The organism is Aquiflexum gelatinilyticum (genome assembly GCF_024741135.1).
Taxonomy (GTDB): domain Bacteria; phylum Bacteroidota; class Bacteroidia; order Cytophagales; family Cyclobacteriaceae; genus Cognataquiflexum; species Cognataquiflexum gelatinilyticum.
On record NZ_JANSUY010000001.1, the window covers coordinates 192,843 to 215,371 of the forward strand.

18 protein-coding genes are annotated in these 22,529 nt (G+C 41.2%); 10 read left to right on the forward strand and 8 right to left on the reverse strand.

Features of this window, described 5'->3' with window-relative positions; all coding sequences use genetic code 11:
* Positions 1-69: 69 nt before the first annotated feature.
* A complete protein-coding gene (gene rocF, locus NU887_RS00775; protein ID WP_258421442.1) occupies positions 70-1,020 on the reverse strand; it encodes an arginase in 951 nt (316 codons plus the stop codon).
* Between the two features lie 229 nt (positions 1,021-1,249).
* On the opposite strand from rocF, the gene NU887_RS00780 reads away from it, so the two are divergent.
* On the forward strand, positions 1,250-2,542 hold the full coding sequence (locus NU887_RS00780) for an APC family permease (protein WP_258421443.1): 1,293 nt from the start codon (positions 1,250-1,252) through the stop codon (positions 2,540-2,542).
* Positions 2,539-3,684 (forward strand): methionine aminotransferase, encoded by a 1,146-nt coding sequence (locus NU887_RS00785; protein WP_258421444.1) that lies wholly within the window; start codon positions 2,539-2,541, stop codon positions 3,682-3,684. Before NU887_RS00780 ends, NU887_RS00785 begins: the two co-directional genes overlap by 4 nt.
* 54 nt (positions 3,685-3,738) lie before the next feature.
* Here NU887_RS00785 and glgX read toward each other — a convergent pair whose 3' ends face one another.
* Positions 3,739-5,826 carry a glycogen debranching protein GlgX gene (gene glgX / locus NU887_RS00790; RefSeq protein WP_258421445.1) on the reverse strand — a complete coding sequence of 696 codons (2,088 nt, stop codon included), beginning with the start codon at positions 5,824-5,826 and terminating at the stop codon, positions 3,739-3,741.
* Between the two features lie 312 nt (positions 5,827-6,138).
* Here glgX and NU887_RS00795 point away from each other — a divergent pair, with 312 nt between their 5' ends.
* Complete coding sequence (locus NU887_RS00795; RefSeq protein ID WP_258421446.1) at positions 6,139-6,627, forward strand: hypothetical protein; 489 nt, start codon at positions 6,139-6,141, stop codon at positions 6,625-6,627.
* A gap of 126 nt (positions 6,628-6,753) precedes the next feature.
* Entirely contained in the window at positions 6,754-8,148 is a 1,395-nt protein-coding gene (locus NU887_RS00800; RefSeq protein ID WP_258421447.1) for an arginine decarboxylase, read from the forward strand.
* Positions 8,149-8,242: 94 nt separating this feature from the next.
* Here the strand turns inward: NU887_RS00800 and NU887_RS00805 are convergent, their stop codons facing one another.
* Positions 8,243-9,340: an alanine racemase gene (locus NU887_RS00805; RefSeq protein ID WP_258421448.1), complete on the reverse strand. Its 1,098-nt coding sequence runs from the start codon at positions 9,338-9,340 to the stop codon at positions 8,243-8,245.
* A gap of 151 nt (positions 9,341-9,491) precedes the next feature.
* On the opposite strand from NU887_RS00805, the gene NU887_RS00810 reads away from it, so the two are divergent.
* Positions 9,492-12,905: a HEAT repeat domain-containing protein gene (locus NU887_RS00810; protein ID WP_258421449.1), complete on the forward strand. Its 3,414-nt coding sequence runs from the start codon at positions 9,492-9,494 to the stop codon at positions 12,903-12,905.
* Between the two features lie 80 nt (positions 12,906-12,985).
* Positions 12,986-13,750 (forward strand): PIG-L deacetylase family protein, encoded by a 765-nt coding sequence (locus NU887_RS00815; RefSeq protein WP_258421450.1) that lies wholly within the window; start codon positions 12,986-12,988, stop codon positions 13,748-13,750.
* Positions 13,751-13,852: 102 nt separating this feature from the next.
* On the opposite strand, the gene NU887_RS00820 is transcribed toward NU887_RS00815, so the two are convergent.
* Both NU887_RS00820 and NU887_RS00825 read right to left on the reverse strand, forming a co-directional pair.
* On the reverse strand, positions 13,853-14,383 hold the full coding sequence (locus NU887_RS00820; RefSeq protein WP_258421451.1) for a lipocalin family protein: 531 nt from the start codon (positions 14,381-14,383) through the stop codon (positions 13,853-13,855).
* A gap of 160 nt (positions 14,384-14,543) precedes the next feature.
* Positions 14,544-15,743: an exo-beta-N-acetylmuramidase NamZ family protein gene (locus NU887_RS00825; RefSeq protein ID WP_258421452.1), complete on the reverse strand. Its 1,200-nt coding sequence runs from the start codon at positions 15,741-15,743 to the stop codon at positions 14,544-14,546.
* A gap of 41 nt (positions 15,744-15,784) precedes the next feature.
* Between NU887_RS00825 and NU887_RS00830 the strand changes: the two genes are divergently transcribed.
* Positions 15,785-17,002: an ABC transporter permease gene (locus NU887_RS00830; protein ID WP_258421453.1), complete on the forward strand. Its 1,218-nt coding sequence runs from the start codon at positions 15,785-15,787 to the stop codon at positions 17,000-17,002.
* On the opposite strand, the gene NU887_RS00835 is transcribed toward NU887_RS00830, so the two are convergent.
* Complete coding sequence (locus tag NU887_RS00835) at positions 16,986-17,732, reverse strand: polyprenol monophosphomannose synthase (protein WP_258421454.1); 747 nt, start codon at positions 17,730-17,732, stop codon at positions 16,986-16,988. The genes NU887_RS00830 and NU887_RS00835 overlap by 17 nt on opposite strands.
* A gap of 107 nt (positions 17,733-17,839) precedes the next feature.
* Between NU887_RS00835 and NU887_RS00840 the strand changes: the two genes are divergently transcribed.
* Positions 17,840-18,718, forward strand: coding sequence for an ATP-grasp domain-containing protein (locus NU887_RS00840; protein WP_258421455.1), 879 nt, complete (start codon positions 17,840-17,842; stop codon positions 18,716-18,718).
* Between the two features lie 217 nt (positions 18,719-18,935).
* Here NU887_RS00840 and NU887_RS00845 read toward each other — a convergent pair whose 3' ends face one another.
* Complete coding sequence (locus NU887_RS00845; RefSeq protein ID WP_258421456.1) at positions 18,936-19,721, reverse strand: tetratricopeptide repeat protein; 786 nt, start codon at positions 19,719-19,721, stop codon at positions 18,936-18,938.
* Positions 19,722-19,904: 183 nt separating this feature from the next.
* Here NU887_RS00845 and NU887_RS00850 point away from each other — a divergent pair, with 183 nt between their 5' ends.
* Positions 19,905-20,330, forward strand: a complete 426-nt coding sequence (locus NU887_RS00850) for a heavy-metal-associated domain-containing protein (RefSeq protein ID WP_258421457.1) — start codon at positions 19,905-19,907, stop codon at positions 20,328-20,330.
* A gap of 16 nt (positions 20,331-20,346) precedes the next feature.
* Complete coding sequence (locus tag NU887_RS00855) at positions 20,347-20,922, forward strand: globin family protein (RefSeq protein ID WP_258421458.1); 576 nt, start codon at positions 20,347-20,349, stop codon at positions 20,920-20,922.
* A 123-nt stretch (positions 20,923-21,045) separates the two neighbouring features.
* Here the strand turns inward: NU887_RS00855 and NU887_RS00860 are convergent, their stop codons facing one another.
* Entirely contained in the window at positions 21,046-22,020 is a 975-nt protein-coding gene (locus tag NU887_RS00860) for an RraA family protein (protein ID WP_258421459.1), read from the reverse strand.
* Positions 22,021-22,529: the final 509 nt, after the last annotated feature.

The window sequence follows — 22,529 nt, forward strand, 5'->3', positions numbered from 1 at the left end:
TATAATTTTATTAACCAAATAACCAATAACCAAATAACCAAATCACCAAATCACCAATAACCCTTAAACTTAAAAGTTATCCACCAATGACTTGGTAGTCGCTTCTAAAATGTCAAAGGCGTTTTCGGCCATCAGGTTTTCGGAATCTAGGGTAGGATTCACTTCGACGATTTCCCAGCAACAAACCCGCTTGTCTTTGATCAATTCTGTGTTGAGCTCAAGGGCTTCTTTTACTGTTAATCCATTGGCGACAGGCGTTCCTGTGCCCATTGAGATAGATGAGTCCAAGCTGTCCACATCAAAGGATATGTAAATCTGATCACAATTCCCCAGGATATTCAGGGCTTCAGCTGCCACTTTGGTGATGCCAAGGTTCCTGACTTCTTCTGTGGAGAAATTTTTGATCCCGTGTTTTTTGATCAGAAAATCCTCAGGAGTTTCGGTATCCCTGACGGAAATAAAGACAATGTCCTCGGCTTTGATTTTTGGGGCATCCCCGCCGATTTTTTTAATTTTCTCCCAATACTGAACGGTCTCTTCAGCAGGCTGATTGACTTCGCAATCCCTGTTGTCGGTCTGAATGCACATCGCTAAAGGCATGCCGTGCATATTTCCTGATGGGGTGGTGTAAGGAGTATGGAGGTCTGCATGGGCGTCAATCCATATTACCCCGAGCCTTTTGTCAGGATGTGCAGCCTTGATTCCCATGATGGTACCAGCAGCTGTGGAATGGTCTCCTGCCAATACGATAGGAAATAATTTTTCCAATCTCAAGGACTCAATGGTGCTGTATACATTTTTCAAAACCTGATAGACGCCATCGATGTACTTGGCATGTGGATGTTTATTTCCTTTCCAAAGAAAGTTGTTGGCATCCGGGACATTGATGGGGTCAAACCTGGTAAAGAAATCCGAAGTTTTGTCAAGACTTGCAATTTTGAGGGCGTCGATGCCTAAGCTTGCGCCTCTTGTGCCGGCCGCAATTTCCGATCTGACCTCAACCAATTTTATATCTCTCATAGATGGGTTATCTGGGTTTTATTCAATATTTCTTCTATTGAAGTGGCGCAAAAGTAGTCAAAAAAAGGCTGAAATACCATTAGAAAAGATTCATTTGAGAAAGTGAATAGCATAGAAACTGGGAATTTTTCCTTCAGGAAATATTGGATTTTTGAGATTTGGTGATATTTCAATATTTCTGTTTTAATTAGTGGGGTCTGACTTTCTAAAACCTCAGGAATATGAATCCATGAACATCAAAAATAAAATCGGTTGGAAAACAGCCTCAGGCTTGGTGATTGCCAATATGATCGGAACTGGCGTTTTTACTAGTCTTGGTTTTCAGGTTATCGACAGTCAAAATACCTGGAGTATCATCATCCTTTGGGTGATTGGGGGAATGATGGCATTGGCAGGGGCTTTTGTTTATGCAGAGCTGGGTACCCATTTCAAACAATCGGGAGGGGATTACATTTTTCTTTCACGGACCATCCATCCTACTGCAGGTTACCTTTATGCATGGGTATCACTTACTGTAGGATTTTCAGCACCCATTTCCATTGCTGCGATGGCCATGGTAGAATATTGGGAACCTTTGATAGGGTTCCACAATAGCAGGACGATTGGAATGTGTGCGATATTGATGATGGGTTTGTTTCATTCCTTTTCAGTCAACCAATCAGGGCTTGTACATAATATTCTCACCGGGATCAAGTTGCTTTTTGTTTTTGTGATTATCGGGTTGGGGTTCGGATATGCGTCAGTCCTCTCAGAAAGCAGTTTTGATTTCAGTTCTTCTTGGAAAGGTGAGATTTTAGCTCCGGGATTTGCGGTCTCTCTGATCTATGTTTTTTATGCATACACAGGTTGGAATTCTGCAGCTTACATCGTAGAGGAGATCAAAGAACCCCGTAAAAGCCTTCCCAAGGCATTGATCTCAGCAGCTTTTCTTGTAATGGTTGTTTATGTTTTGTTGCAGTTGGTTTTTCTCAAGCATGCCTCCATAGAACAGCTACAGGGAAAAGTTCAGGTAGCTACCCTTGCATTTGGCAACCTTTTTGGATTGGATGGGGTGTTTTGGATCAGTCTATTTATTGGAATCCAGCTAATTGCCACGATAAGTGGCTATACTTGGGTAGGTCCCAGGATTACCAATGCAATGGCCAAAGAATATACATTTTGGAAGCCACTGTCAGTGGTCAATAAGAATGGAATTCCTGTCCGGGCAATATGGTTCAATACTGCAGTCAGTTTGCTTTTGATGTTTTCGGGATCATTTGAGTCGATCATGTTGTATGCCGGTTTTGTCCTACAGGTCATGGGGACTTTGACGATAGCAGCTTCTCTCAGGCTTAAAAATAGGTCCGGATTCCAAAGTCCCTTCCGCCCTTGGCTTCAAATAGTTTACATCCTCTTTAGCCTTTGGGTAATGGTTTTCATGGTTTACGACCGTCCAAAAGAAAGCCTTTTTGGATTGGGGATAATCTTTGTAGGTTTCTTACTTTACCAGTTTGATACATTGAATAAGCCAACTTCTTTATGATATCCTCTAAACTTCCCGATGTCGGTACCACCATCTTTACAGTCATGTCTAAGTTGGCCACGGATTGTAATGCCATCAACTTGGCACAGGGCTTTCCCGGATTTGATTGCTTTCCTTTCTTACATGACTTGGTGACCAAATACATAAGTGAGGGATACAACCAATATGCTCCCATGAGTGGTGTACCGATCTTCAAGCAAAGGATTGCCGAAAAGACGAAATTGGTATATGGGGTGGATTTCAATGGAGAATCGGAAGTCACTGTCGTTTCGGGTGCAACTGAAGCACTTTTCGCGGCTGTGACGGCTGTGGTAAGACCCGGAGATGAGGTGATTTTGCTCGAACCTTCCTATGACAGCTATGCGCCAGCAGTGGTATTGAATGGGGGATTACCTGTGTATGTGTCACTCAATTTGCCAGACTTTTCGGTGGATTGGGACAAAGTCAAATCTGCCATCACTGACAAAACCAGACTGATCATGGTAAATACTCCCCACAATCCATGTGGCTATGTCTGGACTCAGGATGACCTGAACACCTTAGCCGAACTGATTCAGGACAGGGAAATATACGTCGTCAGTGACGAAGTTTATGAGCATATTACATTTGATGGAAGAAAGCATTTGCCATTGTTCAGTCATCCACTGCTCAAAGAAAGGACTTTTGCCTGTGGTTCCTTTGGAAAGACTTTTCATATCACAGGATGGAAAATCGGATATTGCCTTGCACCGGAAAAACTGACTATTGAATTCCGGAAAATCCATCAGTTTCTGACCTTCAGTACGGCCACTCCTTTACAATATGCTTTGGCGGACTTTATGGTGGAACCTTCGAGATATCTTCATCTCAATGATTTTTATCAAAATAAAAGGGATTTGTTTTGTCAGGGTTTGAAAAATACGCCGTTTGAATTTACCCCCTCACAGGGTAGTTTCTTTCAGACTGTTTATTATGGACACCTTTCCCAAGAATCAGACTATGACCTTGCGATCAGAATGACAAAAGAGTTGGGGGTTGCAAGTATACCTGTTTCAGTGTTTTACCATGACAAAACAGACCACAAATTATTGAGATTTTGTTTTGCCAAAGAGGATGATGTTTTAGAAAAAGCCTTGGACTTACTTCAGAAACCATTTTTTTGAAATTGTCAATTTAATTTCTCAAGCCAATTTTTCTTTTGAAAAAAAATGAAAGGCCTATTCGATTTTGGTAAAAAGGATGGCGATAGAATGGGATTTGACCAAGTAGGAATTTTCAATGTGATTACCTGCATCAGACCAAAGGCAAATGTCTTTGGGACTTTCAAAACTGGTATCTATCCACCTTCTCCAACTGACTTTCTTGGCATCAATGGTTTTTGGTATTTCAAATGTTAGATCCTGATTATAGGAATTGATCAGGTAGTGCATGGCCATTTTTCTATTGAGAGACAAAATGGTCATGGCAATGCTCAGCGAAGAAGGAGACCAGTCCGGCTGATGGAGTTTTACACCGTGCCATTGGATTTTGGACTGCAGGAGCAACTCCTTGAGGCTCATATTAAAATTGGATTGGGAAGTTTCTCTCAATAATCGTTTTTTGATCAGGATTTTTACAAATCTGAATATATCTGCATTTTTTTCAACCAGATCCCAATCAAACCAAGTGAGTTCATTGTCTTGACAATACGCGTTGTTATTGCCTTGTTGGGTGTGTAGGATTTCATCTCCCATCAATATCATCGGTGCACCCAATGACAATAAGGTTACTGTGAAGAAATTTTTGATCTGTCTATTGCGAAGTGCAAGGATCTTGGGATTATCAGTAGGACCTTCCACTCCGCAATTCCAGCTGAGGTTGTCATTGTGACCGTCACGGTTATTTTCACCGTTGGCCATGTTGTGTTTGAAATTATAGGAAACAAGGTCATTCAAGGTAAATCCATCATGGCAAGTGACAAAATTGATGCTTTGCTCCAATTCCCTGTTTTTGGATTCATACATGTCAGGGCTACCGATCAGGCGGGTCACAAAATCTCCTACTTTTCCTCTGTCTCCACGTAGGAAACTGCGGGCATCATCTCTAAATCTCCCGTTCCATTCTTTCCAGCTGTCTCCTGTGAAATTACCCACTTGGTACAAGCCTGAAGCGTCCCAAGCTTCTGCGATCAGTTTGGTACCAGCCAAAATCGGATCTGATTCAATGTCCCAAAGGATCGGGGCATTTTCTATGGGATTGCCTTTTTCGTCCCTTGACAAGATAGAAGCAAGGTCAAACCTAAATCCATCCACATGCATATCCCTCACCCAGAAGTGAAGGCTTGAAATGATCATCTTTCGGACGATGGATTGATTTGCATTTAGGGTATTGCCGGTTCCTGAATAGTTTTTGTACTTGGATTTGTCATTGTCGAGAATATAATAGATGCTGTTGTCTATCCCCCGAAAGGTATATGTAGGTCCTTCTTCGTGGTTTTCTGATGTATGGTTAAATACCACATCCATGATGACTTCCAAGCCTGCACGGTGGAGGGCTTTGACCATATCCCTGAATTCATCCAAAACCTTCAAGGGGTTTTCGGGATCGGTACTGTATCCCTGATGCGGTGCAAAAAATGAAATCGGACTATATCCCCAGTAGTTGGTTTTGCCTTCGGGGGCATCCTGCACATCAAACTGAAAAACAGGCAATAATTCAACCGCCGTGATTCCGAGCTCTACGAGATAAGGGATTTTTTCAATCAGCCCTGCAAAAGTTCCCCGTTTTTCCGTCGCAACTCCTGAGTTTGGATTTTTAGTAAATCCACCGACATGCATTTCATAGATTACTGTGGAGGAGAAAGATCTTCTAGGATGGATATCTCCTTCCCAATCATACAATCCCAAATCCACGATCACGCTTTTCAGTGATTGGGCATCCTCTTTTTCAAATTTGCTGAGCGCTTTTCTGTTAAATTCAGGTGGAACAGCCAATGACTTTGCATAGGGATCCACCAAAACTTTGGAAGAGTCAAACCTGTGCCCCTTTGCTGTTTCAAATGGCCCATGGATGCGGTAGCCATAAAGTTGGCCTGCTTTGACTCCTGCTACAAAAATATGCCAATAGTGATAAGTTTTGTTTTTTGCGGAGTCAAGGCGGAAAACATGACTGGGTTCAATATCAGCTACGTCGTTGAAAAACAACAATTCCACCCAAATCGCATTTTTGGAAAAAAGACAAAAATTGACTCCTTCAGGCGATATGCTTGGGCCAATTGGGAAACTTTGGCCAACTGAAGTAAAATAAGTATTGATTGAGGTAGACATTGGGTGAATTTGTCTAGGTATAAATAGAGGGTCGAATTAAGCTTGTTTTTAGGCTTTAAACAAGAAAAATATACATCCTGTTTTCAAATATTTTTCATCTTTTATGTTGAAAAAATTCAATCAAGAGGTCAATTAATTTAAAAACCACAAAAAACAGCAATGAAATTTAAAATTATGACGCTTGAAAAAAAATAAATCATCAATTTATTACCCTATAAAAAAGATAGACTAATTAGGATAATTAAAATCCGCTATTTATATTTGAAGCATGGTTTTGAATAAACCGCATTCAAAAAGAAAAAACATCATCACATGGCCTCTCAAATCTCTACCCAACAAGCCCAAGTTCAGGAGTCATTCACTTTCCAAAGTGTATCTAAAAGAACTGAAATCCTTAGCCCAGTATTAAATGTTGTAGACATGATAATGGCGAGTGATATGGTAGAATTGACAGGTCAGGGCTCTTTTCATTTCCCGAATTTTCCTGAAGCAAACAAGAGTTTTCAGGTCCTTTATTTTAAGCTTGCTTCTGATTTTGAAGGATTAAGAGGGTTATTCAATGGATTGATCAGTATTGGTCAACCAAAAGGCGTAATATTGGAATTTGAAAAGGAATTGAATTCTTACACTTTGAAGTTCTACACTGCAGATAAATTGTCTGTTGCTCAATATTTTGAAAAAATCACCAAAGTGATTTCAGAAGAAATCAGGTTTAAAAGTATCCTGAAACAAATAATTGAAAACCAAAAGTCATTTGAAGCGGAAGGCCAACTGCTTCGAAATGAGTTTTTCGCAAAATAGTTCTCTCCGATTAAATTTGTTGGAAGGGGGAAGGTCCATATGGATTTTCCCCTTTTTTCATTTGAATTGCCAATATTAAAAGCAAATTTTACGCTGCGGTTTTAATTTTCCATACCCTGATTTGAAATGAATAAATACATCGACCTGATCCAACAGACTTTTGACTTTCCTACTAAAGAATTTAATGTTGAAAACAATGAGTTACACTTCAACGGTGTCAATCTCATGGAAATCATCAAAACCTACGGAACTCCCTTAAAGCTTACTTACCTTCCTAAAATTTCTGAAAACATTCAGAATGCAAAAACTTTTTTTGGCAATGCCATCGAAAAGCATAATTACAAGGGAAAGTATACTTATTGTTATTGTACCAAGTCGTCTCATTTCAGCTTTGTATTGAATGAAGCATTGAAAAACGACATCCACATAGAGACATCTTCTACTTTTGACATTCCTTTGGTCAGGAATCTCTACGCGCAGGGATTGATCACAAAGGATACTTTTATCGTATGCAATGGATTCAAAAGGCAGCTTTATAAGCAATACATCACTGAGTTACTCAATGATGGTTTTGTCAACTGTGTTCCGATTTTGGATAATCTGGGTGAGATAGATTATTATTTGGAACATGTCAAAGTTCCATTTCAGGTAGGAATAAGGATCGCTGCGGATGAAGAACCGAAATTTGGGTTTTATACCTCTAGGCTTGGGGTCAGGTACAATGACATTATTTCACTCTATGAGGAGAAAATCAAGAACAATCCAAATGTCTCCCTCAAAATGCTCCACTTTTTCCTTAATTCGGGAATAAAGGATACAGCTTATTATTGGTCTGAATTGACCCGATTTATCCAAAAATATGTAGACCTCAAAAAAGTGGCGCCTTCATTGGATACCATGGACATCGGTGGGGGTTGGCCGATCAAAACCAATGTGTTTTTTGATTATGATTACCAATATATGGCAGAGCAGATTGTCAAAAACATCAAGTGGATGTGCGCCAAAAACCACACAGATGAACCTAACATTTTCACTGAATTTGGAAGCTATACAGTCGGCGAAAGCGGTGCAGTATTGTATTCCATTTTGGATGAAAAACTCCAAAATGACAAGGAACTTTGGTACATGATAGATGGCAGTTTCATCACCCAATTGCCGGACAGTTGGGGATTGAACCAAAAATACATCATGCTCGCCGTGAATAATTGGGATGAGGAATACCACAATATTTCACTCGGCGGATTGACTTGTGACAGCATGGATTATTATAACTCTGAGGCGCATCAATACAATATTTATCTCCCAAAAATAGAAGAAGGCAGAAAGCAGTACATCGGATTTTTCCACACGGGCGCCTATCAGGAGTCTCTTGGCGGATATGGAGGGATCCAACATTGCCTTATTCCCGCACCTAAGCATGTGATTATAGATCGGGAAACCAACGGAAGCATCAAGCATTGGCTTTTTGCAGCTGAGCAAACAAGTGACAGCATGATGAAAGTCCTCGGTTATGAGAAATAAAAAAAGGGGTGGTTTTATAAAACCACCCCTTTTTTTTGGTTGTTGATTTTTGAAATAATATAGAGAGTTGCCTATAAGAAGGTTCACAATTTTTTTACCCCTCTGCGTGATCGACTTTCTGTCCGTTTATTGTGGTGTATCCCTTCATACAATCCGCAGTCATGCAGCTGTGAATAGGAAGAATGCCGAGTAAGTCTCCGACTTTTATATGGGATAACAATTCGTCAGAGGCCTTGATGATGCCATGCTCTTGTGAAATACTTTTCAAAAATGACCGCTGTGAAGGAATTTCCCATCCTGTTTCAGTCAGAAAGACCACTTCACCGAAATTCTTTCCGCCATCAGGTTCCAATAATACATCTTTGGCAAGATGAACACCGCCGCCATGGATCAGAATTTCTTTTCTTTCTTTTTTGATATCGACCACCGGAACAGCCAAAGCTACTGCGACATCTTCTCTTTTACAGCTACCCAAGGCTACCTGCATCAAATCATAAAACACAAAATTGCCAGGTCCCAGCTCATCAATATCCCCAAAATCCTCAATCACCGAACAGCCCGGTGTATCTCCAGTTCTGGTGATTAGATCGGGATATTCTGACCGGTATTTGCTCTTTAACATGCCTAACGCAGCACGGGTTTGCTCATATAATTTTTGAATGTCTTTTTCATAATAAGAATGTCCGGCATGGAGATAGAATCCCTTGAATTTGAGTTTGTCAGTGCTTTTTGCTTTTCGAAGAATAGCCTCTATCAATCCAAAATCTGATACCTCTACTCCGGTACGGCCATAACCTGCATCAATTTCAATAAAAAAGCCTACAGGGTTTTCAAGTTCCTTTGCGAGTTTTTCGGTGACTGCCTCATTGATAAGCTGCACCGATAATGACTGGTTTTTGGCAAGGTCGCTCAGGTTTTTGGTTTCTAGAGGATTGAAAGGAAATGCGATGTGGATGTTGTCCCAACCTTGCCCACAAAAGTATGCTGCCATCTTGATGGAGGAAACGGTGATTTCTCTAATGCCATATTCCATGGCCCATTTTCCTACTAGGTGAGATTGTGGTGTTTTAAAGTGAGGGATGAGCTTTTTTCCGTTTCTTTTGGCTTTTTCCGACATTACTTGAAGGTTGTGGCGGCAAATTTTTTCATCAAGCAAAAGGGTGGGAGAGGTGATATCAGAAAGAACAGGCATGGGTTTGACGGTTTTTGATTGGAAATTGAAAGTAGGGAAATTGGTCCAATCAAAAAAAAATCCTTAAGCCGATCATCAAAATAATAGGAATCGCCTCAACATTTTTGGTAAATTATCCCCTGTATTCAATCAAAAAACCCAATTGATACCTATGAAACCTGTTTCTATTTTAAAAAACCTTTTTACCCCGATTTTGCTCACTTCTTTGGTTGTTTTTTCCTGTGAAGAAAAGGCTCCTGTCGACCTTCAGATCACCCAAATGGATCATGATGAGGTCAAAAAAAGAGCTGCAGAGATTGAGTCAACTGTAACTCCTACTTTGGCTGAAGGGCTTTCAATGAAACTTTGGGCAGTGGATTCCATGATTATCGATCCTGTTTCGATCAAAATGACGGATGATGGCACTTTATATTATGTCAGTTCCGAGCGCTTGGGCCAGTCAGAATTTGATATCCGCGGACATCAGAATTGGGAAATTCAATCCATCAGCTGGCAAAGTGTGGCTGATAGGAAAGCCTTTTTAAGAAAAGAATTTGCTCCTGAAAGAAGTGATGAAAACAAGTGGCTGAAGGATTTGAACGTGGATGGTTCTTTTGACTGGAAAGACCTGACAGTAGAGAAAGAAAGTATTTACAAAGTAAAGGATAGCAATGGGGATGGTTTGGCAGATTGGTCGCAGCGGATAGTCTATGACTTCCATGAAGAAGAGACAGATCTTGCTTTGGCGGTGACTGTCCATGAAAATGATGTTTTTTTGGGTGTAGCTCCTGATTTTTGGAGGTTGCAGGATACCGATGGCGATGGGCTGATAGATAAGAAAACTTCTATTTCAAATGGATATGGCGTGCATGTGGGATTTGGTTCTCATGGTATGTCAGGGGCCAAAGTAGGCCCTGATGGAAGGATTTATTGGGGAATAGGTGATATTGGATTTCATGGAACAGACCAAGACGGTGTCGAATGGAATTATCCAAACAGGGGGGTAGTGGTACGTGCCAATCCTGATGGAAGTGATTTTGAGGTGTTTGCGATGGGAGTAAGAAATACCCATGAGTTTACCTGGGATGAATACAATAACCTGATCTCAGTTGATAATGATGGTGACCATAGAGGAGAAAGTGAGCGTTTGGTGTATTTGGTCAATGGTTCAGATACAGGTTGGAGGATCAATTGGCAGTTTGGAAAATACAGGGATCCAGACAACAATACTTACAAAGTCTGGATGGATGAAAACATGTACAAACCGCGACACGAGGGGCAGGCTGCTTACATTACACCATGTATCATCAATTATGTCAACGGTCCAACAGGAATGGTTTATAATCCCGGAACGGCTTTGGGAGAAAGGTGGAAGCAGCATTTTTTTGTGGTCGAATTTGTAGGAAATCCGGCACGTTCAGGAATTCATGCCTTTCAGTTGAAACCTCAGGGGGCTTCATTTGAGCTTGCAAAAACAGAGATGATCCAATCAGGGGTTTTGCCTTCAGGAATAGATTTTGGTCCGGATGGGGCATTGTATGTGGCCGATTGGATCAATGGCTGGGGAAGCAAAAATTATGGAAGAATCTGGAAACTGGATGACAACGAAGGTCAAAACTGGGCGGCAAGAAAAGAAACCCAAAGATTGATCACTTTGGATTATTCCAAAATGTCCGATCAGGAATTGGAAGGACATCTGTATTATGAAGATGACAGGATCCGAAGAAAGGCCCAGTTTGAACTGGCAAAAAGGGGTGAGAATGGGGCAAAGGTTTTTGAAAAAGTCATGAACCAAAAGGCAAATCAGATAGCAAGGATCCATGCCATCGTAGGAACGAGCCAAATAGCCAGAATGGATGACATGAAATATGCCAAGCCGCTGATTTCACTTTTAAAGGACAGTGATCCTGAGATCCGCGCCCAGGCTGCAAAATGGATGGGTGATATCAAATACAAAGATGCAGGAGAGTTTTTGTTGGCACTTTTGGTAGATGAATATCCAAGAGCAAGATTTTTTGGCGCAGAAGCAATAGGTAGAATCGGCTATACGCCTGCTTCCACTTCTTTGATCGGATTGCTTGACAATAACAATGATGAAGATGCCTATATCAGACATGCGGCTTCTTTGGCTTTGGCAAGATTGAACCAACCTGATGAGTTGGTAGCCTTGGCAGGAGAACCAAGTAATGCGGTTCGGTTAGGTGCGGTTTTGGCTCTGAGGAGATTAGGCCATCCGGGAATTCAGCAATTCCTAAAAGATCCGAACGAATACATTGTAACCGAAGCTGCAAGAGCAATCAATGATGATTTTTCAATTGAAGCAGCATTGCCGGCTTTGGGAGACCTTTTGGTAACCACCAAATTTTCAAATGAGCCACTTATCAGGAGGGCTATCAGTGCCAATTTGAGGGTAGGTACAGAAAAGTCCATGCAAAATCTCATCGCTTATATCTCCAATCCTTCCGCTCCTTTGCCGCTGAGGAAGGAAGCCATTGATGCTTTGGGGACCTGGACCAAACCATCTGTTTTGGACAGGGTAGATGGAAGATACCGTGGCGAAGTGACAAGGGATGGGTCATTGGTAAGGACCGCCTCAGCTTCCCCTTTGCTACAGTTATTGGACGAAAAAGAAAACGGATTGAAAATATCAGCCATCAATGCAATCGGAAGGCTCGGAATCCAAGATGGTTCGGATAAGCTTTTGGCATTGATCCAATCTGACAAATCTCCCGAAGTCCGTGTGGCTTCCATTCAGGCACTTGCCAAAATGAATGCACCAAATACTGCAACAGGTATCGAAAAAGCAATTGCTGATTCGGACAAATCAGTACGGGTGGCGGGCTTGAGTCTGTTGGAACAATTGGATTTGGATAAGGCCTTGAAAGTTAAACTATTGAACGAAATCATTGAGAAAAGGACTACCGAAGAAAAGCAGGCTGCTTTGGTGGCTTTAGGGAAATTGCCGGTAGAAAATACCAAATCAATTTTTGATGGACTCTTTACTCAAATGGCAGCCGGCAAACTCCCGACAGATATTTTGTTGGAATTATCCGAATCCGTAGAATTATCCAAAGATCCATCACTCGCAGAGGGTTATCAAAAAGCAGCTGATGCTTTGTGGAAAGGGGATGTTTTGGCATCTTATCAGAGCAGTCTCAACGGCGGGGATGAAATCAAGGGCCGTGGAATATTTTTCCAATCCCAGACCGGCCAATGTATGCGCTGCCATGCTTTTGACGATATGGGAGCAACCGTGGGTCCGAGTATGAATGGTGTAGGGAGAAAGCTGAGCAGGCGGGAGATTTTGGAGTCACTAATCGATCCAAGCAAAAGGATTGCTCCAGGATATGGTATCGTGATGGTGGAATTGAACAATGGAAAAAATGTCAACGGCATCCTTGAAAATGAAACCAATTCAACTCTTTTGGTCAAGATGGGAAATCAACCCGATACCTTGATCCAAAAGAAAGATATCAAAACCCAAAAGATGGCTGCTTCAAGTATGCCAGACATGAAAGCCATCCTGAGTAGGAGGGAAATCAGGGATTTGGTCAGCTACCTTGCTACCTTGAAGGAGGATTTTTGAAAAGTTTGGGAATAATACTGCTTGTAGTTATACTAATCATTGTGGCTTTGGGGTCGGGAATGATTTGGTGGGGGAGATCTATGCTCCATAATAAAGATATCCCTCTAAAAAGCCATCTTATTCAAGAAGTAGAACCGCAAAAAGTTATGGTGTTTTTTGCCCATCCGGATGACGAAATTGCAGTGGGCGGCACTTTGCTTGATTTACGAAAGCAAGGTCATGACTTAGTGATGGTTTACATAACCAAAGGTGAAGCTGGGCCAACGGGAGGATTGGTAAGCCAAGAAGAGCTTGGTGAAGCAAGGACACTTGAAATGAAGAAAGTGGCCGGAATTCTTGGGGCAAGTGAATTAGAAATGTTTGACTTCCCCGACAGTGGTCTCAAAAATTTACCCTTGGATACTTTCAAAATTGTAGCAAGGGAAATGATAGAAAAGTACCGGCCTGATTATGTAATCAGTTACGACAGTCAAGTGGGACTTTATGGACATCCCGACCACAGGATGGTTTCTAAAGCGATGGAAGAGGTTTTTCTAGAAAATAAAAACACACAGGGGTTTTCGGTCATAAAACTTTTTCAGGTAACCCTTTCTCCAAAACAGATTGAAACAGCCTTAAAGATTGCTCCTGGCTTCCAAAGAAATTATCCTAAAGAGGGCCCCGGATTGCCTGTACCGGATTTTTCTGTCAAGACCACGCCCTATTTCTCCACCTTGGTCAGCATGATGGAGGCCCATGCCACCCAGCAGGAGGTTTTCAGAGATTTGTTACCATATCGAGAGCAGGTTCCAATATTTATCTATTCCAGAATTTTTGACAGGGAGTATTTTTGGGAGGTGAAGTAATAATAAGTTCTCTGATAGGTGTATAAATTTTCTTATCTAGTCATCCTTAGGGATAAAAAAAGAGCCTTGATTTTCTTCAGGGCTCTTTTTTTGGATTTTTTTTTATTTCACCATTGTCAATTCAAAATCCAATCCCACCTCTTCCAAGGTCTCATCCTCATTGATATCCTCTTCGAAAGAATCTTCAAAAGAGACGATCATACGGTTACTAGTCAGTGTTTCGATTACAAATTCCTGGACCGTTCCATCATCAGATGAAGTCAATACCAATTTGGTATTGTTGTTTTGAACCTGATATGTTCCTGAATCCTCTTCAACCCCTCCATTTTTTACAGAATATGTACCATCGGCATTGAATGTAAAAGTCGTGCCTTCAAGATCACTATCTTCAAAAAGAGAAGCGGTAAAAAACGCCTTTGCGAAAATGGCCTCCTCTTGCGTGAGGCCCATCACCTGAACTAGATAGGTGAGCAGGTCCTGTCCGTCAACAGTAATGTCCAACTTATAGGAATCGTAATTCCATGTGCCGACGATTGGGGATACTTTTGGTTCGTCATCATCATTACAGGAAACGAGAACTGAAAATGTCGCTAACAATCCAAGAATAACGAGCAATCTTAATTTGTGTACCATGATTTTTTGATTTAGGTAAAAATTACAAATGATTAAAATGTGCATCACAAAATCAAAAACCCAAGTTAAAACAACAGGTTCCCGGCCTGGATGAACGGATTAAATTTACGCAACCTGAATCTTTAATGGAGGGAAAGATGACTTTGATTTTTGGTGAAATTTAATAAATCAAATATTTATTTCTGGATTTTTTGAAACTTTCAAGATCTTCCTGCCAGGATGCTTTGATTTCAGCTTCGGTTTTTCCGGCCAAAATATCCTTTCTCAGTTTGTCACTTCCGGCCAATTTGTCAAAGAAGTTGTTGAAGAATTTTTCCTTCTTCCCAGAAATTTCATAAGCCTCCAAAAGGTATTTCAAAGTAAACTGATGGGTCAGTGGTTCATTTCTCAAATCCCTACCAAAGCATTTTTTATCCTGTTGGGGTGGAGTCTTGGACATGCCATCGATGCTTACAGGAGTGAAGGTGAAATCCCCGAACTTGGGATCTGGATAGCCATATACCTGAAATGGAAAATAGGTGCCTCTTCCTAAAGAGACATCCGTCCCTTCAAAATAACACAGCGTTGGGTATAGGCGGATGGCAGTATCGTTGGGAAGATTTGGGGAGGGTTTTACCGGAAGGCTGTAAGGAATATCATGATTCCAGTTTTTGACTGGAATGACTTGAATATCGCTTTTTACTCCGCCCTTGAGCCATCCTTCACCATTGATCATCTGGGCCAACTCGCCAACTGTCAGTCCATGGACGACCGGTATGGGATGCATTCCTACAAAACTTTCATAGCCTTTTTTCAGAACCGGTCCATCAACATAATTGCCATTCGGATTGGGTCGGTCAAAGATCAGAAGTGGTTTTTTGTTTTCTGCCGCACTTTCCATGACATAATGCATGGTGCTGATATAGGTATAAAACCTCACTCCAACATCCTGCAGGTCATAGACGATAATGTCAATATCCTTGAGCGTCTCTGCAGAGGGCTTTTTATTGTTGCCATACAGCGATACAATGGGCAAGCCGGTCCGCTTGTCAATCTCCGAGTTGACCACTTCACCTGCATCGGCATCTCCCCTGAATCCATGCTCAGGTACAAAGACCTTGACTACGGTAATGCCTTCCGACATCAGAAAATCCACTAAATGGATGTTGTTTTTGGAAGTAAGGATAGAAGTCTGGTTGACTACCAAGCCTACCTTTTTCCCCTTCAAAAGTGGCAGGTAAACATCTGGTTGATCTGCTGCAGGAAGAATAGGGTTTTGGGCAATGGACTGCATTATTTGGTCAGGATGGGTTTTTGTTTTGCAAAATGCCAGAGTCTGAAGGAAAAATGTGGCAAGTATGATTATTTTGAATGGCTTCATAGTTACTTTGCGGTAGAATTTCAACCAAATAAGCAAAATCATTGAACCTTTCCTATTTCATTGCCAAGAGAATCAGTTTTAAGAGGACAGGCGGTTTTACCGGGACAATCCATCGCATCGCTGTAGCATCCGTGGCTATCGGAATTGCAGTGTCTTTGGGTTCATTCATGATTTTGGGAGGTTTTCAGGATAAAATTTCCGAAAAGGTTTTTTCATTTACCGGACATTATCAAGTCCAAAAGTTTGTTTCAGGAAATGCCTTTGAGGAAAGTCCCACTTCCAAGAATTCTGATTTTTATAAGGAACATACCAAGAATAGCCTCATAAGCCATGTGCAGGTTTATGCCCATAAACCCGGTCTTTTAAAAGGAGACGAAGAAGTGGAGGGAGTTTTGATGAAAGGGGTCGGACCGGACTTTGATACCATGGGTTTTCAGAATTCCATCATTGAGGGAAGGTTTATCCAATTTTCAGATTCTGCCGCTTCCAATGAGATTCTTGTCAGCCGCAAAATAGCCGATAAACTTAAACTTGAAGTAGGGGAAAGGATTACCATGTACTTTGTGCAGGAACCTCCAAGGTTTAGAAGATTTGAAATCGTCGGATTATATGAGACCTTTTTGGAAAACTTCGATGATAAAATCATCATCGGTGACATACAGACAATCCGAAACCTCAATGGATGGTCAGAAGATCAGGTGGGTGGATTTGAGGTTTTTGTAAATGACGATAAAAAGCTGGAAGAAATGGCCGAGCCCATTTACAATTCTTTGGACTTTGACCTCAAACTGATCAAAGTCACTGATAAATACATCGAGATATTTGATTGGCTTATTTTGCTCAACAACAATGTGTATATATTTCTTGGCCTGATACTTTTCGTAGCGGCATTTAATATGGTTTCCATATTGTTTATTCTCATCATGGAGCGAACGCAGATGATCGGGATATTGAAAGCTTTGGGTTCCACCAACAAGCAGATCCGGAAGATTTTTGTTTGGAATGGGGTCAGGATTATTGGAAGAGGCTTGCTGATCGGAAATGCCATCGCTTTCGGGTTTGGGTTGATTCAGCAAAAATTTCAATGGATAGCCTTAGATCCTGCTAGTTATTATATGACCTTTGTTCCAATATCTTGGAATTGGCCTGTTTTTATTCTCCTCAATGCTTCCGTACTTCTGGTGACTACCCTTGTTTTATTCATTCCGGCGATGCTCATCAGCAACATTCAGCCCATCAAAGCTATTCGGTTTGATTGACCTTATAAGTTTTGAAAAAGCTTAAAAATTTCATGTAAATCACCCCCCAAACCGCTTCTTTGAAAATTCGGGTGTTCATTTTGGATGTTCCTTTGGTTCTGTCGGTGAAAATAATCGGAACTTCTTTGATTTTGAATCCAAGTTTCCATGTGGTAAACTTCATTTCGATCTGAAAAGCGTATCCGATAAATTTGATCCTGTCTAGTCTGATGCTTTCAAGGACTTTTCTGGTGTAGCATTTGAACCCTGCCGTGGCATCTTTGATTGGCATGCCGGTGATGAATTGGACATACTTGCTCGCAAAAAACGACATCAAAACCCTTCCCATCGGCCAATTGACCACATTGACACCTGTAATATAGCGGGAACCGATCGCCATGTCAAAACCTCCTTCTGAGCAGGCTTTATACAATTTGATCAGGTCGGAAGGGTTATGTGAAAAATCAGCATCCATCTCAAAAATGTATTGATACCCATTGACCAAGGCATAGTGAAAGCCTTCAAGGTAAGCTGTACCCAAGCCGAGCTTGCCTTCTCTTTGGATCAGGTGGATCCGATCAGGGAATTCTTTTTGTAATTTTTTTACTTCCTCAGCAGTACCATCCGGGGAATTATCATCAATGATCAGCAGCTCGAATTTTCCTTCCAATGCCATGACAGCTAAACTGATATCATGGATATTTTCCAGTTCATTGTACGTGGGGATGATGACAAGTTTTTCTCTCTTCATAAAATTGGAAACCCAAAAATATGATTAAAAGAATGGAATTGTAAACACCGGAAGATTTTATGCAAAAATTAACATATAATTGCCATCGAAAAAAATCACCCAAAATCATGAAAATTGCTGTAATCACCTATGAGGCGAGAGGTTCTTATGCCACCACAGGGGTGGAGGATGAAGATAAAATCCTTGAAGAGATCCTGATGGAACTCGGTATCGATTTTACCTTTGAAGTTTGGTCTGACACTTCGGTCGATTGGATAAAATATACCCATCTTCTCATGAAGTCTCCATGGGATTATTTTGATAGGTACGCTGAGTTTTTGGATTGGTGCCATAGGATCAAATCATTGGGGATCATTATGGTAAATGACATTGATACGGTAATCCAAAATTCTGATAAGCGTTATTTAAAAGAAATTGAGGACTGTGGATTTTCAATTGTCCCCACGATTTTTAACAGCAAAAACCATATCCCGGATCTTAATACATGTTTTGATACTTTCAAGACTGAACAGATTGTCATCAAACCAACTGTCAGCGGAGGAGCAAAGAACACCATGAAAATTCAAAAGGAAAATTGGGAGGAAATTCAGGTACAAATTGAAAGTTTGCTTGCCTCGGAAGATTTTATGCTTCAGCCATTTATCAGGGAAGTGGCAGAAGTAGGGGAGTATTCTTATTTGTTTTTCAATGGAAAATTTTCCCATGCGGTATTGAAAAGTGCAAAATCAGGAGAATTCCGGGTACAACATTTCTTTGGTGGACAGATCCATACCATTGATCCGACTTTGATTGAATTGGTTTATATCCAAAAAATCATTGATGAATTTGCCGCAGATACCCTGTATGCCCGGGTGGATGGAGTGTGGATTAAAGGCATTTTTTACCTGATGGAGCTTGAATTGATTGAGCCGTATCTTTTTCTATTTACTTCTAAAGAGGGTAGGGAAAATTATAAAAATGCGATCAGGGAGAGATTTGGGGCTTGAGAGCGACTAGAGGCGAGAGGCAAAAGGCGAGTTCCCGTGAACCAAGTAAAAGGTACGAAGTATAAAGATGAACCTTCTCTTTATTATTTCGAGGAGCAACGACTGAAAAATCCTAGATACAAAGGCTCTGTAAAAAGTGAAAAAGCATCCCGCCTTTTTTCACGGCGACAGTTAATTAAATAACCAATAACCAATTAACCATTAACCCAAAACCCAATCACTCACACCTCTCCAAGTTCATTTTGGCATAAAGGCTTCCCTTTTCTGCCGCTTCCCGAAGATCTTTACATCCTGTAGGATCATCGATATCAATTTTTGCATTCCCTCTTCGTGCCAAGGCTTCAATATGGTTTGGATTTTCCTTCAAAACATCTTCAAAATCCTCCAAAGCCCATTCGGGATTCCCAATTAGCAAAAGGATCAAGCCCCGGTTATATTTGGCGGTTATGTTTTCGGGGTCATATTTCAGGCACATATTGAACGACCCTGCTGCCCCCAAAATATCCCCGATCTGAGACCTTGCCATACCTTGATAAAAATAAACCCGGGAATCTGTGGGATTAAGTTCTTTGGCTAACTGCAAAAATTCATCCGCACTTTGATAGTCTTTGTTCATCAGCATTGCTCTTCCTAACAAAAACAGGATTTCATAATCTTTTCCATCCTCTTTTGCTGCAAGGAGCAGGAATTTTTGGGCGTTTTTATAATCCTCCTTTTTCCAATAGAGTTTCCCTATACCTGCATAGGCTTGGGCATAAGTAGGATCATAGTGGATTATGGTTTGGTAATCTTCGACCGCTTTGTCAAATTCCTCCAATTCTTCATACGACCTTGCCCTGAGGTGAAGGGACTTGACGTCAGTAACATTGAGAAAAAGTGTCTTGGAGAACTCCGAAATGGCTTTTTCATAATCAGCCTGATGAAAATACCTTTCGCCTTCAGAGAAACTGCCGAAACAGGAAACACAGAAAATCAGGAGAAATATTGTAATAAGTGAGCGCATTGATTCTTTAATTTAAAACTAAAAATAACAAAACATTACGAAAATTTCATAATAACACTAAATAAAATTTGAAAAGTGGTTTTTTTTATTGTCTCTGAAAATTTTTATTTAAAAATTGACAATCCCCTAAATCCGATCCCAAACAGCGCATCGTATATCACCACAAATCAATTTTCAGAAAGTATGTGGAAAAAATTAATAATCGGTGTCATTGGGATCTTTGCTTTATTGGTGTTGGTTTTGGCAGTGCACATTTATCAGGTCAGCAGGCCAAAAGAAGGTGGAATTCCAAGCATTGCCCTGAGCAGGATCGATTTTCCCCAAGGTATTGATTCCTTGGAGGCAGTCAGTATTCAAACTCATTTTTCAAAACTTGGGGGTATCAAAGACTTTAGGATAAATGCTACTTCCGGTCATGTGGTATGCTTATATGATAACAAAATTTGGCAAGCTTCAGACCTGGTGGATAAAATTAACTTTAATTTTTCCCTTTCTGCTGAATTGTACCGTCCACCTGCAGATATGTTAACCCAAAGCTGTCCTGTTATTGACAAAACCTCCTTAACATACAAGCTCGGAACCTTCTTTCAAAAATCATTTGAAAACTAAACCAAATATTAAAACTATGAAAAAGTCAAAAGTATGGCTATTAGCCGCAATGTCAGTATTTGCCTTGGGATTTTCCTCTTGCGATGAGGATGAAATGCCCGAGCCGCCCGACACTTCTTTTTATGCAACCAAGCTGGGTGGAGAAATGAAAGTAGCCGATCCGCTTAATTCCGGTCAAACGGTGGAGCAGGGTTTTCTCAATCTGAGAACAGTCGTCATCAATACCGTGACTACCATTGCCACCAATGAAGGTGGAAAATATGATGCTTTGCAACCTTATTTTACAGTATTGCTGACCGAAGTCGGTGCAGGTCAAACTACCGGATTGAATATGTTGGTGATGGATTTCTCGGAATTTCTTGCAGAGGCAACCGGTTCAAAGAATTTCATGTACTCAGGTTTGAGTATGTCAGCAGCGCACGATCCTGCAAGAAATGGCAGGATGACAGGAAAAATCAACAATGCCGATTATGATTTGTTTATACAGGCAGTAGTAGAAGGTGCTGCGCAGGCAGGAATCACCTCTGCTGATGTGGTTGGTCCTGTGGGAGAATTATTGGAATCTGTGAGAGCTCCGATTGTACAGAGGTAATTTAAGTAGTTTGTGGTTAAGTGGGTGAAGGATTAGAGGTGGGGATTCCCCATCTCCAATCCTTATTTTTTTTTTCTTCTTGCCCAAGTTTGTGTACTCACAAACTTCCATTTAATCAAAATTTTATCCTCCGATATTCCGATCTTTTCTTGCTTCCAAAAATGCATTCAATTCAGCCCTTGGCATAGGCAATTTGTTGTCAGGAAGGTTTCTGAGGTAATCATAAAACTCTTTGTTCATCTGTTCTGAATAATTGCTGTCGATCTGACCTGTTGTCCAATCTCCGGCCTTGTTGCGCATAATGCCATAAGTATGGCGCAGGTTGCTGATTTCGGCATTGAGGACAATCTCGGCTACAAGGTAGGCCGGAAAGAAAAGTGTGCCGTAAGGGCTTGCAAATACCACGTCACCCGGCAAAACAGTCACATCCCCGATTCTGATCGGGGCATTGATGGAGGTTAACATGACTTCAGCAAGGGAAGAAGGATGATCACCCAGAATCCAACCATTAAATCCTTCCACCTTTTTGATCTCTTGGATATTTCTTACTGTTCCATAAAATACGACACCACGCTTCGTCTTGGCATAAATCGAATTGGCCAATCGGTCTCCGATAAGTGTCCCTTGCTCGACTTTGGCAAATCCGTCAGCCACATAGACATCACCGTCTTTCAGCATTTCGATCGGCCAAACATTGGATTGGGCTTTTTCGCCATGTCCCTCTGCCAAACCCACTTCCCGGATCAGATCCCCAAAATCAGGACGCTGAGGCATATATTGTGCAGTCACTGCCCTTCCTGTCATGATGGTGTTTTTGTCGGGATTGATCATCATCCAATCACCTTGGTACTGATTATTGAACTTATGGCTGCGCAATCCTCCCCAAGCGTGGGTCAAAACCACGCTTTTAAGCCTTTCCAATAATTCATCGGAAACAAAAGGTCTTCCATCCGGCAGCCGCTCTCCTGTCCAACGTGATGTCAAGGAAATGATATATTCCCTGTCCATAGCTACCCTATCGTATTGGGCAAAGGAAGGAGTAAGTGTGCAGAGGATCAATCCTGCAAAGATCACAGCGGTCAATAGGTTTTTTTTCATGGTGTATGTTGGGTTGGAATTGGTTGAAAGGTTATCTGCTTCGCGTTGTCAGGTTGTCAAGTTCTGTGGTTCTGCTCACTGAAAACTGCTTACTGCGACTTTTCTCGCTTCTCGGCTTTTGTTTCTTGCATTCAGAAATTTATTTGCATCCACCTTTCAAATACATAATCACACCATTATTGCCCAAGAAAACTATCAAATTTGGATAAATGGCTGATTTTCAAGGTAAGTGAGGAGAATGAACCTACCGGAATTTTTTGGTCATCGTTACTCATTCAAAAAAACAATCCCGCCTTCTTGCTAGTTAAAAAGCCTGTATTAACTTTGCCTCCGCAATGAGCAGAAAGACTTTCTATAGCGTTTCTTTTTCTATTCCCACAATCCTCTGTGGGGTGCATCATTTGCATCATTCCTCCTAAGGAGGAAATTTTTGACATATCGCCCGCGGACGGCTGTTGGTATATCTTTACAGCCCTATCATCCAAAATTCTTATTGGCATTTTGATACT

What these genes read in the sequence shown, in the direction of transcription:
- NU887_RS00805 (WP_258421448.1), bottom strand. Translation starts at nt 9,340, where the DNA reads ATGCCTGTTCTTTCTGATATCACCTCTCCCACCCTTTTGCTTGATGAA.
- NU887_RS00855 (WP_258421458.1), top strand. Translation starts at nt 20,347, where the DNA reads ATGAAAAAGTCAAAAGTATGGCTATTAGCCGCAATGTCAGTATTTGCC.
- NU887_RS00860 (WP_258421459.1), bottom strand. Translation starts at nt 22,020, where the DNA reads ATGAAAAAAAACCTATTGACCGCTGTGATCTTTGCAGGATTGATCCTC.
- NU887_RS00845 (WP_258421456.1), bottom strand. Translation starts at nt 19,721, where the DNA reads ATGCGCTCACTTATTACAATATTTCTCCTGATTTTCTGTGTTTCCTGT.
- NU887_RS00835 (WP_258421454.1), bottom strand. Translation starts at nt 17,732, where the DNA reads ATGAAGAGAGAAAAACTTGTCATCATCCCCACGTACAATGAACTGGAA.
- NU887_RS00815 (WP_258421450.1), top strand. Translation starts at nt 12,986, where the DNA reads ATGCTCCATAATAAAGATATCCCTCTAAAAAGCCATCTTATTCAAGAA.
- NU887_RS00785 (WP_258421444.1), top strand. Translation starts at nt 2,539, where the DNA reads ATGATATCCTCTAAACTTCCCGATGTCGGTACCACCATCTTTACAGTC.
- NU887_RS00780 (WP_258421443.1), top strand. Translation starts at nt 1,250, where the DNA reads ATGAACATCAAAAATAAAATCGGTTGGAAAACAGCCTCAGGCTTGGTG.
- NU887_RS00825 (WP_258421452.1), bottom strand. Translation starts at nt 15,743, where the DNA reads ATGAAGCCATTCAAAATAATCATACTTGCCACATTTTTCCTTCAGACT.
- NU887_RS00840 (WP_258421455.1), top strand. Translation starts at nt 17,840, where the DNA reads ATGAAAATTGCTGTAATCACCTATGAGGCGAGAGGTTCTTATGCCACC.
- NU887_RS00795 (WP_258421446.1), top strand. Translation starts at nt 6,139, where the DNA reads ATGGCCTCTCAAATCTCTACCCAACAAGCCCAAGTTCAGGAGTCATTC.
- NU887_RS00850 (WP_258421457.1), top strand. Translation starts at nt 19,905, where the DNA reads ATGTGGAAAAAATTAATAATCGGTGTCATTGGGATCTTTGCTTTATTG.
- NU887_RS00820 (WP_258421451.1), bottom strand. Translation starts at nt 14,383, where the DNA reads ATGGTACACAAATTAAGATTGCTCGTTATTCTTGGATTGTTAGCGACA.
- NU887_RS00810 (WP_258421449.1), top strand. Translation starts at nt 9,492, where the DNA reads ATGAAACCTGTTTCTATTTTAAAAAACCTTTTTACCCCGATTTTGCTC.
- glgX (WP_258421445.1), bottom strand. Translation starts at nt 5,826, where the DNA reads ATGTCTACCTCAATCAATACTTATTTTACTTCAGTTGGCCAAAGTTTC.
- NU887_RS00800 (WP_258421447.1), top strand. Translation starts at nt 6,754, where the DNA reads ATGAATAAATACATCGACCTGATCCAACAGACTTTTGACTTTCCTACT.
- rocF (WP_258421442.1), bottom strand. Translation starts at nt 1,020, where the DNA reads ATGAGAGATATAAAATTGGTTGAGGTCAGATCGGAAATTGCGGCCGGC.